Origin of the sequence: Caballeronia sp. LjRoot34 (assembly GCF_964253815.1) — a bacterium.
In the GTDB taxonomy this organism is placed as follows: domain Bacteria; phylum Pseudomonadota; class Gammaproteobacteria; order Burkholderiales; family Burkholderiaceae; genus Caballeronia.
In genome coordinates this window covers 122,365-134,792 of sequence record NZ_CAXUSB020000004.1, presented here as the reverse complement: position 1 = coordinate 134,792, position 12,428 = coordinate 122,365, and the positions used below count along the sequence as shown (strand labels likewise).

The 12,428-nt window shown below is 58.7% G+C and carries 11 protein-coding genes; 3 read left to right on the top strand and 8 right to left on the bottom strand.

Features of this window, described 5'->3' with window-relative positions; translation table 11 throughout:
* Positions 1–304: 304 nt before the first annotated feature.
* The 7 genes from ACSQ36_RS40995 to ACSQ36_RS40965 form a co-directional block, all read right to left on the bottom strand.
* Positions 305–553, bottom strand: a complete 249-nt coding sequence (locus ACSQ36_RS40995) for a hypothetical protein (RefSeq protein WP_436186619.1) — start codon at positions 551–553, stop codon at positions 305–307.
* Between the two features lie 164 nt (positions 554–717).
* Complete coding sequence (locus tag ACSQ36_RS40990) at positions 718–945, bottom strand: hypothetical protein (RefSeq protein ID WP_436186618.1); 228 nt, start codon at positions 943–945, stop codon at positions 718–720.
* Positions 946–1,147: 202 nt separating this feature from the next.
* Complete coding sequence (locus tag ACSQ36_RS40985; RefSeq protein WP_436186617.1) at positions 1,148–3,976, bottom strand: AMP-binding protein; 2,829 nt, start codon at positions 3,974–3,976, stop codon at positions 1,148–1,150.
* Between the two features lie 48 nt (positions 3,977–4,024).
* Positions 4,025–4,522: a hypothetical protein gene (locus ACSQ36_RS40980; RefSeq protein ID WP_436186616.1), complete on the bottom strand. Its 498-nt coding sequence runs from the start codon at positions 4,520–4,522 to the stop codon at positions 4,025–4,027.
* A 35-nt stretch (positions 4,523–4,557) separates the two neighbouring features.
* On the bottom strand, positions 4,558–4,932 hold the full coding sequence (locus ACSQ36_RS40975; protein ID WP_436186615.1) for a hypothetical protein: 375 nt from the start codon (positions 4,930–4,932) through the stop codon (positions 4,558–4,560).
* A gap of 238 nt (positions 4,933–5,170) precedes the next feature.
* Positions 5,171–6,112: a TIGR00730 family Rossman fold protein gene (locus ACSQ36_RS40970; RefSeq protein WP_436186614.1), complete on the bottom strand. Its 942-nt coding sequence runs from the start codon at positions 6,110–6,112 to the stop codon at positions 5,171–5,173.
* 1,153 nt (positions 6,113–7,265) lie between these two features.
* A complete protein-coding gene (locus ACSQ36_RS40965) occupies positions 7,266–8,414 on the bottom strand; it encodes a PAS domain-containing sensor histidine kinase (RefSeq protein ID WP_436186613.1) in 1,149 nt (382 codons plus the stop codon).
* An 805-nt stretch (positions 8,415–9,219) separates the two neighbouring features.
* On the opposite strand from ACSQ36_RS40965, the gene ACSQ36_RS40960 reads away from it, so the two are divergent.
* The 3 genes from ACSQ36_RS40960 (at position 9,220) to ACSQ36_RS40950 (ending at position 10,862) form a co-directional block, all read left to right on the top strand.
* On the top strand, positions 9,220–9,459 hold the full coding sequence (locus ACSQ36_RS40960) for a hypothetical protein (protein ID WP_436186612.1): 240 nt from the start codon (positions 9,220–9,222) through the stop codon (positions 9,457–9,459).
* A 52-nt stretch (positions 9,460–9,511) separates the two neighbouring features.
* A complete protein-coding gene (locus tag ACSQ36_RS40955; RefSeq protein ID WP_436186611.1) occupies positions 9,512–9,721 on the top strand; it encodes a ChaB family protein in 210 nt (69 codons plus the stop codon).
* 124 nt (positions 9,722–9,845) lie between these two features.
* Positions 9,846–10,862, top strand: coding sequence for a CorA family divalent cation transporter (locus tag ACSQ36_RS40950; protein WP_436186610.1), 1,017 nt, complete (start codon positions 9,846–9,848; stop codon positions 10,860–10,862).
* A gap of 256 nt (positions 10,863–11,118) precedes the next feature.
* On the opposite strand, the gene ACSQ36_RS40945 is transcribed toward ACSQ36_RS40950, so the two are convergent.
* Positions 11,119–12,417: an NRAMP family divalent metal transporter gene (locus ACSQ36_RS40945; protein ID WP_436186609.1), complete on the bottom strand. Its 1,299-nt coding sequence runs from the start codon at positions 12,415–12,417 to the stop codon at positions 11,119–11,121.
* Positions 12,418–12,428: the final 11 nt, after the last annotated feature.

Sequence of the window (12,428 nt, the reverse complement as noted above, 5' to 3'; positions counted from 1 at the left end):
CAGATAGTACGGCTACTAGACAAGGGCCGTTTGCAGAGTTGCTCATAGCTTGTGACGGATGCTTGTGTCTTCAGCTTCGACGGACACTGGCCGTCCTGACGATGATCCTGTCGGTGTCTCATGATTACGCTGTACGAACAGGATGCGCTGCAAATCCAAGCACGCGTCCTTGTATCAGGCGCACGCTCGCATTTCCATGTTCCGAGCATTTTCGAGGGATATGCGTCTTTAATGCCGTCGATCAGGGTGATCTCCGATAAACCGGTAGACATGTTCGCCGTTGATTGCGCTGCTGACAGCCCGATCACAATGCACTTTCATAAGCACGCATCGTTTGGCACCGGACTTTAGGCGGGAAAACGCACCAGATACCGTCATCGTGCCGGAAGAAAAAAATTGCAACGGCACCTTCCGTGCGAAGTGTCTCGACGCGTATACAGCGCTCCTGATTGGCATGTGTGCGACCGAATCGGGTTATGCGAACCGGCGTCTCCGCAGTTGGCGCAAACCATTTTTCGACCAGCAAACGCAGAGACTGTTCTCCGATGTTCATTTGTGGCTCCTTCAACATCGTTTCCGTTGATTTGAACTGCCCTTACCGCGTTCGTCCACTACTCGGCTTTGGTGACACTGAGAAGAGTCGTCCCGCATAGTTCGAATCGGGGTCAGGCGGGTGTGCCGAGAGGATCGCGCAGACTTGGTCTGGCAATTTCTAACTCAGCAGAGCCGGGTCGTGCGAAGGGCTTCGGCGAAACGCCTGAACGATGCGATGGACCCGGCGATGCTTTGGTACTTTTCTCGGCCAATCTGTCCGTCAAGCGTGATCAGCATGCCGGCCTCACGTGCAAGCGTGAGGATTTCATCGAACTCGCCGCGCGCTGAGTCGGGGTCGTGTTTCCCCGCAGGCGTAGGGACGGATTGAGCAAAAGCGGGGTGGTTCAACATGATCGATCTCCTTGTATCGTCCGTTGACGGGTGCGATGTCCCGTGACGGTAACAGTCGTTGGACGTGCGTATCCATGGACTTAAGTATTGTTCACCGGCATCGGGAATCAAATCAGGCGGCGCTGAACTTGGTGTAAGCCATCGGGCAGTCGTGTCAGTGTTTTCCTACACAATGCACGGACGTGAACCGCATCCCCTGTCCTCACGCATTAGGGTCCATGGAATTGCTTGTCAGTTCGGGTTCCCCGCTGTGCAGAGAGATCGCGTGGCGCACGTCGTCGCGTAGCCGGGTCACGGCGGCGAAGTTATCACCGTGGGGTACGACTGGCGCGAGTAGCGTCAACGCGATGCGGCCACGGCGCGGCAACCAATTCCCATCGGGCAGTATCGAGCGCACGCCTGCCAGTGCGACCGGTATGACGGGCCGCTTCGTTACACAGGCCGCGCGGAAAGCGCCCAGATGAAAGGTGCGCAACCCTGCGGCGCGACTGAACGTACCTTCCGGAAAGAACAGCAGCGTGTCGTCTGCGTTTGCTCGATCGATGAGACGGGCCTCGTCTTCGAGGCTGCCTCGATAATCACGCCGTTCGACGAAGCACGTGCCAATCGCACGCAGGAATCGCCCGACGAAACGCTGGTCGTACAACTCGCGTTTCGCCACGAAGTTGACCGGTTGAGGCAACGCCGCGAGCAATACGAGACCGTCGAGATAGCTTGTATGGTTGGCGGCGATGATCACGCGTTCCTGCCCGATGGTTCGTGGGTCGAAGTTAGTTTCAACTTGCAGTCCGGCCATCCGTAGGAAAAGGCGGCACGCGCTTGCGCTCAGTTGCCAGTTGCGGCGTGTGTTCGGATGCAGGACGACCATGCACCATACGACGGGAGCGATTGCGGCAAGAGCGGCCCAGCAGTAGGTGCCATAGGCAATATGCGCGACCTGGCGGGCGCCGCGTCTTAACACGGGCGCTATGCTGTCGCGGGCGAGATCCACTAGTTGCCGCCATAGCGGGCGGGCGGCCAGTCTTTGCCCGCTGCGTTGGAACAGCTCGAGTGTCGCGGCGTGGCGTATCTTACCGCTCGGTGTCTTCAGGATGCTGAGCGGTGGGACGAGGCTCACCTGTTCGGCCGGTGCGCTGAGTAGCGCGATCGTGACAGCATTGATGTGCGCTACAAGTTGCGCACGCACGGAGGAATTGGTCTCGGCGGTCTCGGCGAGGATCACGACGCGCTCGGTGCCATTCGACGGATCGGTGCTTCCGCACACCGCGACACAGTTCGAGCGAATACCCGGCAGGCGGCCGATGGCGTCCTCGAGCTCTTGGGGAAAGAAATGCCGTCCCCCGCGGATGATCATGTCTTTGGTGCGTCCTGTGATAAACAATTCGCCGTCACCGAAGTAACCCAGGTCGCCGGTATCGAGCCATCCATCGCACATCAGACGCGCAGTCTGCTCGGGATTGCGGTAGTAGCCGGAAGTGGCCGATGCACCCCGAAATTCGATGCGTCCAATATGCCGCTCTGGCTGTTCGAGGCCATTTGCGTCGACGATCCGCAGTTCGCTACCGGCGAGCGGCTGTCCGCAACCGACGAGTTCGATAAAGTGATTCCCACTCAATGCTGGAAGAGCCTTCTGTGTCGTCCCAAGCGGCTCACGCTGGATTTGGTCGATTCGCAGGCCGCGCCCGGGCGGCGGGAACGTCAACCCCAGCGTATTTTCGGCGAGGCCATACACCGATGTCAGCGCGTGCTCGTCGAACCCGTAGGATTTGAAGCGCGCGGCGAACGCTCGCATGGTATCCGGACTGACCGGTTCCGCGCCGCAAAAGGAGAAGCGCAACGAAGAAAGATCGAGGCCATCAAGGTCCGCCTCGTCGAGGTGGCGGGCGCAGCGCTCGTAGGCGAAATTGGGTGCGGCAGTGATTGTGCCGCGATATCGGTCGATTGCGCGCAGCCAACGCTCCGGGCGCGCGAGGAATGTGAGCGGCGACATCACTACGAGCGTTATGCCGAAATACATTGGCGCAAACCAGGCGCCGATCAGACCCATGTCGTGATAGAGCGGCAGCCAACTGACCAGCACGTCGTTCGCATTGACCTGCATCTTCTGCCCCATCGCGCGAATGTTCGCGAGGAGATTGGCGTGCGTGAGCATGACGCCTTTCGGATTGCCCGTGCTACCCGAGGTGTATTGCAGCAACGCGATGTTTTGTGGATCTGGCATGACGGGCTCTTCCGTCAGATCAGTGCCGATGTCTGCCGGTGTCAGCACGTGCTCGATGGTTGGAACGTGCAGGCGCAATAGCCGGGCAACACTGACAACTTGAAGGGACGCAATCAGCATCTTTGCCCCGGCATTCGACAGGAGCGCGGTGTGCCGCTGAACATGATCCTCGAGCTGGGATGCCTGGGCCGGAGGATAGATCGGCACGGCAATCGCGCCGCACAACATGATCCCGATGAACGAGACAAAATATTCGAAGCTAGTGGGCAGCATCAGCGCCACCGTATCGCCGGGTCCAATGTCGCGCGCGCGCAAGCCAAGCGCGATGGCCATAGCGCCGCGATGGAGTGCGCCGTAGCTGAGCGTCGTGGGCGTCACTCCGTCTTCGAGCAGGACGACGTGGGTGCGCTCGGGATGCCGGTCCACGTGCCACTGCAATGCCTCGATCAGTGTGCCGGCATTCTGCGGTGTATCGATCGCGCCGGCTGGCTCGGCTCGTGCGTGTCCCGTGACCAGCAGTTCTGGCACTGGCTCGGCAGCTGCCGTCAGGAGGGTGCGCAGCAGGTCCGCCGGGGTTGTAGCGGAGGCGAACGTATCGACCGGAAAGTGGAGATGAAACGTCTGCTCGATGCGGGCCAGCAGTTCGGCACGCGTAAGGCTGTCGAAACCGAGATCGCGCTCGAACTGCGTATCGAGCTTCACCTGCCCGGGTGCATGCTCATCGGCATGCATTTCTTTAGCGAGGGTGTCTACAATCTCGAGGAGTCGGTTTGAGGTAGCGGGGGCGTTCACAACCTGATCGTTGTTCATGGCAGCGCGGCACCTCAATAAAAGCAACAGTCGGGTTTCGGCGGAGCGTCAGGGGCGACGCACTGGATATCTACGGCGGGCATGAGCGCGCAGGAGCGATGTGCGGTTAGCGGCGAGAGCCGGAGGCAGGTTCGTGCGGATCACGGCTCTTAGAGGCGATGACGGATGGCAGACTCCGTCGACCCGAGTTCCGGCAGGTGATTGCTGACCGACGCTGCAGGTCTTGCGCGTCAGCCCGAGCTGGGTCTGCTTTGGCAAAGCACTGTGCTTTAGGTGGACCACCTTGACGAGCGTGCCGGGTACATTGGAGGTTCTGTCGGTGCGGATGATGTGTTCGACCAAGCCCAGCATGTCGACAGCTGTACGCAAGCGCGCGGCACTCAGCACGCCGCTAGACAGAGGTGGCAGATCGTCTGCCGCCGCGGCGGCATGACGGACTTCGATGCGACACGCACCGCCTTCTCTATCAAGCGCGATCTGCACGTCATACAGCCTCACGTGGTGACGCGCGGCTCGATAGCGAAAGCAGAACCGCGTGATAGCCATGGGCAACTCCGACGTCTGTGAAATTCGCGTAGACATCATGCGCCACCGCCATACGTATCTGGGGAGAGTCGACCGGAATATGTCTCGATAATAGTCTGCAAGCCAAGCACGACCACGCTGTATTTCCCTTCCATGAACGGGTGTGTGGAGGAGTCGTGCTCGCCCGGAGAGCTGCGGACAATCTCGAATTGATCGTCGAGCGTCGAACTGCCCTCTGTACACATTGCGCCGACTCTTCTTCGGAGGTGCATGGGTGCCGGCGTGACCACCGGCGATCTATCGGGCCGTTCGACGATGACGTTACGCTCGCCACGGCAGAGGGTCATTCTGAAAGTTTCGGCCATTGACTTCACGCGATTGAGCAGCAGGTCACCCGCATTCTGATGAAAGACTCGTGGTACGGCCAACATAGTCCACCTCCGGGTTTGTAGCCTGTCACGGGTGATGCGCCAGGTCGTCCGATGTTTGCCTTGAGCACCGGTTCTGCTTGAGTCCAGCCTATATGGTGCGGGTGTGGCTCGATTGATCCCGGTCAAACTAGACCGTCCGTGTTCGAGACCTTAACCTTGCCGGATTCTTGGTTTGGATCGATACGTCCGGTGTGGTTGCAAATGGACAAAGGGATGCGGGGCACCGCCCGGACAGCCATCATGGATGCCGGGCCCGTTCGTACCATTCAACAATCGTTTGCCAGATCTGCGAAGCCGTTTCCGTAATGACGAACAACTTCGCGTCGCTCACGGAGATCATGCCTTCGTTGACGAGGAATTCGACGTCGAATGCCTTGCGCCAGAAGCGCTCGCCAACGAGCAGTACCGGCAGAGGTTTGATCTTGCCTGTTTGCAGGAGCGTCAACACTTCAAACAGTTCGTCGCAGGTGCCATAACCGCCAGGAAAAAATACCGCTGCCTTCGCGCGCTCCAGCAGGTGGAGCTTGCGGATGGCGAAGTAGTGGAATCGGAAACAGAGAGCCGGCGTCAGATATGGATTCGGTAACTGCTCGTGCGGCAGAGAGATATTGAAGCCGACACTTGCCGCATCGGACTCGAAGGCGCCACGGTTAGCGGCTTCCATGATGCCTGGGCCGCCGCCCGTGACGATGGTCAGTTTCGGAAGCGTCGTCGTTGCCTCCGAGCGCCCGATGAGGCGGCCCAGTTTGCGCGCTACCGTGTAGTACCTGCTCTTTTCCAGAAGGCGCTCAGCGATGCCGACATGGAGCATGCAGTCTGCATCATTGGGGGCGGCCCCTAGAGCGCGATGCGCCGCTTCGAGTCTGAGCCGCGCAGCGCGTGGTTCCACGAGCCGCGTGCTGCCGTAGACGACGACCGTGTGATCAATCCGGTGGCGTTGCAGCAGTTCTTCAGCCTTCCAGTAATCGAGTTGCAGGCGCACGCCGCACATTTCGGGACGTTGCAGGAAAGCCGTGTCCTCGTCGGCCTGACGATAGCTCGCGCTTTCGGTTAGGTGCCGAATTCGGCGTTGTGTCTCGGTGTCGGTCGCGCGTGTTTTCGCTGTCTGCTGCGCAAACGGATCGTGTCGCGCAGCCGAGGGAGCGGACGGCGTCGGTGCGGTAACGAATTTTTCCGTCATAGAAGCCTAGCGCAGAGGAATGTCTGCTCGTATCGGAACTGGATCCATCATCGGCGCACAAGCGCTGAACAACATGATCCATGTCAAATTCATCCACTAGTCAGGATGGAGGCAGCGAATTTGTTCGCTCTCGGCAAGCGGATCAGATCGCTGCCGTCCGTTTGAGCGGGTGCGCGCAGGGAGGTCACCGGAATCGGGGGCGGGGCACAGCGGTGTCTGCACGTCGCGCGGTGCCAGCGCATACGCAGATCGGCGGCGGCCAGCGATGGTACATTGCTTGAACGACCACGCTTGACTACACTTTTCGCGTTTCGCCACTTCGGAACTGGGCGCTGGCCCGCGACAAATCGTATATCCAGGCGCGTCGGTCGTTGACTTGATCTGGAGACGGGCTCGGCGCAGATCACGGGCAGCGTTTGGATGCTGGATCTGGTCGTGGCGTAAAGAAAGAGACTCGAGCGGAGGCCGAGGCAGGCGGTACATTCAGTCGCACGGCCGGCGGCTGCAACCCGCGAAACCCGCCAATCCCGACTGTGCGCTCGCCCTGTAGCCGAGCGTGGTCGACCCGCTGTGTACGCATCAGGTTGAGTTGTGCCTCAAGCCGCGCGTATCACCTGCCTTCTCGTGCTCGCAGAAAGCGTCAGACTCGTCGAATGATGCCAGTCGGTGTCTCTTCATGCTGTTAGTGAACTCAGATGCGTGCCGCTTGTCCGGTCTGACGCGGGTGAGGCGTTGAGTCTAGTCAATTCTGCTTACGGCACTGAGTGGTGGCCGTGAAAAGTCCTGCTGCGTCGGTACGGACCGTGTGGTGCGGTATCGAAACGAGACTTCGTTGCCGCATCCAGCCTATCTACACTTTACACTTTCATAAGTAATACGATCTATCACCATTTGTTATCATTCTTCCAATATTGAGACAGAAGCCATTTTTATCGCTTTTCAAACGACGGCGTAAGCGACAGACCGGAGTCTTCTTCTTTGCGACCAACGTACCGGCGTTGACTTGGAATCACGAAACGTAAGGCCATTTTGCCGGTGGTGGGTTAGTTAAGAAAATGAAGTTGCACATTAGAGAACAAGGCGCCGACCGTCGTATTAATAGGCCATTCATAGCGAAGCGCCAGACAGGAGCTTACGCATCCGAGCATACAAACTACTGATCGGGGCGCTCGCACAGGGGCCTTGTTACCCCAATGCCATTTCGCTCTATAGCACGCTTAGGAAACTGAATCGCAATCTGGAATCCACAACCGGGTTTGCTATCTATCAAGACAGTGCCATCCAGCTGACGGGCTCGCTCGCGCATGCCAAGCAGACCAAAGGATCGTTGAGTGCGCGGCGCATCGAGTTGGACGCCATTGCCGTCGTCCTGGATTCGTACCGTGCAGACGTTCTCGGTGCAAGCCATCTCTATGGTCACTGCGTTGGCGTGTGCATGCCGCGCCACATTCGTCAGCGCCTCCTGCACGATGCGGAAAATCGCCGTCGCGGCAAATTCGGTAAATTCCAGATCGCCCATTTGAAGATTCAAAGCCACGTTTACCCCATAACGTCGACTGAAATCGTCTGCGAGCCACTCCAGGGCGGAGAGCAGTCCAAGGTCATCGAGCATGGGCGGGCGCAGATCGGTCGCGATGCGGCGTACGGTTGCCGCCATAGCGTCGATCTGCTCTTGCAACCCACGGGTCTCTGACAGCAATCGGCGCGAGCTGCCGCTCGCGCCTAGGTGACTTTCATGCATCGCCACCGCCATCTTAAAGGCGGCTAGTTGTTGTCCGAGGTCGTCGTGCAATTCCCGGGCGATCCGCTTTTGTTCGTCTTCACGTGTGCGTTGGATTTCGGCAGCCAATTCGCTGGCGTGTTCGAGTTCCGACAGTCGCCGGCGTTCGGTCATATCACGAGTAATCTTGGCGAACCCACATAACGTGCGCGACGCATCGTAGACCGCTGTAATGGTTACGCTCGCCCAAAACTGTGAGCCGTCACGCCGTACGCGCCAGCCCTCGTCCTCCACGCGGCCTTGCGAGACCGCAATAGCAATTTCTTTGTCCGGCTTTCCTTGGGCAACGTCATCGTCCGAGTAAAAAACGGAGAAGTGGCGACCAACAATTTCATCAGAAGAGTAACCCTTGATCTTCTGTGCACCCATGTTCCACGTAGCAACATGGCCCGACGGAGTGAGCATGAAAATCGCGTAGTCCGTGACCGCGTCGATTAGCAGACGGTAACGTTCGGCGATCGGAATTTCGGAACCCGATGCGTGTTCACCTTGCAGTTCTGGAGATTCGGAGCCGGCGTCCATTGTATTTCCCGAGAATGAACTGAGTGGGTTTGCCACCGAATTGCCGCCTGGTACCTCGGAAGTATGATGTCAACGCTTAATTCTGTCAGAGTTTCCATGAAAATATAGCCGTCTGTCGAACATTTGTCGTAACCACGCTGATAAGCGTTTACCCGCCCTCTCTCACGGACGAGGGCGATCATTTACAGCGTATTCAAGCAAGCACGGACCAGCAAACGATGGCGATCCGGCGCTCCCAGCGGTCGTCCGGTTGCGATCAATCCCGAGTTTGTAGTCGGACAGCGACTGTGCTCGGCACACCTTTTGCCACGCGGCTGATTCCACCCAGATGAACGACCATGCCATGGCCAGCGAATCGTGAGTTCACGGCAAAGCGGGCAAAATTCCATGCCATCGCGAACAAACCGAGCGACAGGGGATCTTGCTGACTCATTTGATTCCCAACTTCCGGTCGAGCCGACGCGCGTTTTTGCGTTGTGCGCAAGCGGAGAGTAATGCCGCGAGCATGGTGCACGAGCTGAACAAGCATGACTTCGGAGACGCGGCTATCGCAGATGGCATCGTGCAAGAGGTTCGCTGGAATTTGTCACCAGCATGGCGTGTGCATGCGATGACCGTCGAGAATTTCCACCATGTCACGGCAAGCCGAATCCGTGAAGGGCGCCTGCGCCGTACCCGCGGGCGAGTGTCGGATCCACGCTGCATCGCTATGAGGGCGACTGGTCGATTGACCCAGATCAAGCGTCCCTGCGCGCCCGGCACCTAAGCTGACTGCATCCCGGTACACGCCAGACAGGAGTGCAGCATGTCAAAACGCCTCGTATTTTTCAGTTTCCTTATGTTGCCCGGTGCTTTCATTGTATTAACGATTGTGTGCCTGCATCCCCGTTTCCGCATGAAGGTTGCCCAGCTTGCCGGCACGCGTGGCCTGCTGTCGCGGTTTGAATCGACGCGTCTTAGATTCTTCGGTGCTGGCTATGCTCACCCAGCGGCTTGCCAAAGAACCTCAGCCCTTGCCAGCTTAGTGGCGGTCTCTGAAAAATAGGAAGGGCGATTTTCGCCGATGCGGGTAGATGTGATCCTTGTTTGGAAGACCCATGCCCTACCAATCCAATGTCGATCTACCTGCTTCAGTACATGATCATCTGCCGTCACATGCGCAAGACATCTATCGCGCCGCGTTCAACCACGCCTATGCGACGCATGCTGGAGATCCGCGCCAGGAGGAAATCGCTCGCCGGATTGCCTGGGCAGCCGTAAAACGCTCCTACACCAAGGTCAGTGATGTCTGGATGCGGCGGGATTGATCGTTGGAGCAAAGGTCTGCGTCCCAATCGATTGACCGGATGGGTGTTAGCGCCGTGGGCGTCGAATGCGACCACGGTAGCAACGTCGGGCGGGCGGATACTCTTCGATTGGAAGGAACTTGGAATGGCCACCGAATCTCCGTCAGCGCGGCACCCTGATCACTGGCCGCTGGACCATGGCTACCTGTTCTCCGTGAGCGGGATGGGTCGCAAGATCGATGCAAAAGAAGCTATCGAGTGGCTCAAGCGTCAGGACGGCGCGGGCGAGGAATTCATTTGGCTGCAGTTTCATGACATCCCGACCGTCCTGGACGGTTGGCCGCTAGAGCATGTTGAACTGCCACAGGCATTCGGCGACACGCTCAAAGAGGCGTCTCGCTCCACTCGTATTGAACATGTGCAAAAGAACCTCATCGCCGTAATCAATGACGTCGATTACGACTTCGAGCGGAAAAAGCCGCTCAAAGTCGCAACGCTATGGCTGAATGCAGGCGCTCGCTGTCTTCTGAGCGTGCGTAGCCTTCCTCTGCGTTCGGTCGATCAGTTGCGCCTAGCAGTCGAGCGAGGGGAAGCCTTTCATAGCCCTATGGGCCTCTTGATCCACCTCCTGCAACAGCAAGCCGACGCGCTGCTCGGCATCGTCCGGAGCTCCGCCCAAACCGCCAACAATGTTGAAGAGATGCTGCTCGCCGGCCGATTGCCCACGCGCTCCAGCCTCGGCGGTATTCGCCGCGATCTCGTGCGCTTGCGCCGCCTCTTGGCACCGGAACCCGGCGCTCTGTTCCGTCTTGTCAATCGGCCACCGCACTGGGTAAAGGAAGATGACGCTCAGTCGCTGAGGCAGTCCGCCGAGGAATTTTCCCTTACGCTACGCGACATGGCGGGTCTTCAAGAGCGCATCGAGATGCTGGAAGAGGACATCGCCGACAGAGTAGGGGAGCACACCAACCGCAGCGTGCTGATCCTGACGGCCGTGACCGTCATCGCTTTACCCACAAATCTGATCGCCGGCTTGATGGGTATGAACGTTGGTGGCATTCCCTTAAGGTACGACAACAAAGGGTTCTGGATCGTCGCCATGATGTCGGCGGTCCTGACAAGCTTGGCCGCATGGCTGATTTTCCGGCGAAGGCAGGATTGAATACATCAGCGTGCCGCCAAATGGAGTGGGTACCGACCAGGCTCATCAAATGCACCGGCCGCACTCTGCCTGTGGAGATACAGCGTGCACGGTAGCCGGCGGTTCCGATGCGTGAAGCGGGAGGTCCCTTCGTAGAATGCGAGACCAGAGGTATTTCGGGTCGTCTGGTCACTGACGAGTCCCCGCCAGCCCTTAAATCAACATCGGACGCGGATTAATTGGCCAGCTAACGTCGAGTGCTTCCCGGCCGCGATCCCTAGCCCGGGATGAACATCGCCACGGCCGCTGCACCCATAACCGCCGTCGCGATCCAGCCAAGGATGATGAGCGGCCGACTCGCAGTGAAAGCGCCCATGACCGATTTTTTCGAAACCAGAATGAGGATCACAACCATCAGCGGCACAGCAACCACACCGTTGATCACTGCGCTCCAGAACAACGCCTTCATCGGACTGATCGGCGAATACTGGATACCCAGTCCGGCGAGCACGCTGATGGCTATGATGCCGTAGAATCCGCGCGCCTCGCTCACCTTGCGTTCAAGACCTTCTTTCCAACCCATCGCCTCGGAGAGCGCATAGGCGCCAGAGCCCGCGAGTACGGGCACGCCGATCATGCCCACGCCGAGAATGCCAAGCGCAAAGAGCATGTAGGCAAAGTCGCCAGCCAGCGGCCGAAGCGCGCTGGCCGCCTGCGCAGCTGTGTTGATGTCGGTAACCCCTGCCACATGAAGTGTCACGGCGGTCGCAAGGATGATGAAGTAGGCGGTGATGTCGGAGTAGAGCATGCCACTCCAGGTATCCCAGCGGATGCGGCGAAGTTCTGTTCCTGCAGCACGTGCATCGCGCACGAGAGGCATGCCCTTTCTGGCCTGCATGTCCTCAACTTCTTCCGATGCCTGCCAAAAAAAGAGATACGGGCTGATGGTCGTTCCGAAGACCCCGACGACTACGGCGGCAGCGGTAGAATCTGGCGTGAAATGCGGCCAGGCCGTGCGCAACACGACCTGGCCCCAAGGGACGTGAACCGTGAACAGAACAGCGGCGTAGGCAAGCAGGGAGACCGTCAGCCACTTCAGGAAAAAGACGTAACGGTGATAGGGTACAAATACCTGCAGTAGAAGCGTCCCGAACACAAAGAAGGCCGTCATGAGATGGCGGTTGAATCCCGTGACGAGCTCCGCTACTTCCCCCATGGCAGCGACGTCTGCTGCGATGTTGAGCGTATTCGCTACAAGCAATAACAGTACGACCCCCTGAAGCACGACCGGTGGAAACGCGGTCTTAATATTGGCAGCGAGTCCCTTCCCCGTGACTCGGCCAATGTTCGCGCACATCGATTGAATCGCGGCCATCAAAGGGAATGCCAGCGCCATCGTCCACAGCATGTTGAGACCGAATTGAGCGCCGGCCTGCGAATACGTGGCGATGCCACTAGGATCGTCGTCAGCTACGCCAGTGATGAGCCCCGGTCCTACCCGCGAAAGCGGGTGCTCCTTCAGGCGCTCCCAAAGGACACGAAACACATTTGAGCGGGGCAGTCCATTGACGTCCATACATTCACCTG

Excerpts from the sequence above, each read along its gene's own strand:
- ACSQ36_RS40995 (WP_436186619.1), bottom strand. The coding sequence starts at position 553 with ATGAACATCGGAGAACAGTCTCTGCGTTTGCTGGTCGAAAAATGGTTT.
- ACSQ36_RS40985 (WP_436186617.1), bottom strand. The coding sequence starts at position 3,976 with ATGAACAACGATCAGGTTGTGAACGCCCCCGCTACCTCAAACCGACTC.
- ACSQ36_RS40945 (WP_436186609.1), bottom strand. The coding sequence starts at position 12,417 with ATGGACGTCAATGGACTGCCCCGCTCAAATGTGTTTCGTGTCCTTTGG.
- ACSQ36_RS40960 (WP_436186612.1), top strand. The coding sequence starts at position 9,220 with ATGTCAAAACGCCTCGTATTTTTCAGTTTCCTTATGTTGCCCGGTGCT.
- ACSQ36_RS40970 (WP_436186614.1), bottom strand. The coding sequence starts at position 6,112 with ATGACGGAAAAATTCGTTACCGCACCGACGCCGTCCGCTCCCTCGGCT.
- ACSQ36_RS40965 (WP_436186613.1), bottom strand. The coding sequence starts at position 8,414 with ATGGACGCCGGCTCCGAATCTCCAGAACTGCAAGGTGAACACGCATCG.
- ACSQ36_RS40975 (WP_436186615.1), bottom strand. The coding sequence starts at position 4,932 with ATGTTGGCCGTACCACGAGTCTTTCATCAGAATGCGGGTGACCTGCTG.
- ACSQ36_RS40980 (WP_436186616.1), bottom strand. The coding sequence starts at position 4,522 with ATGGCTATCACGCGGTTCTGCTTTCGCTATCGAGCCGCGCGTCACCAC.
- ACSQ36_RS40950 (WP_436186610.1), top strand. The coding sequence starts at position 9,846 with ATGGCCACCGAATCTCCGTCAGCGCGGCACCCTGATCACTGGCCGCTG.
- ACSQ36_RS40990 (WP_436186618.1), bottom strand. The coding sequence starts at position 945 with ATGTTGAACCACCCCGCTTTTGCTCAATCCGTCCCTACGCCTGCGGGG.
- ACSQ36_RS40955 (WP_436186611.1), top strand. The coding sequence starts at position 9,512 with ATGCCCTACCAATCCAATGTCGATCTACCTGCTTCAGTACATGATCAT.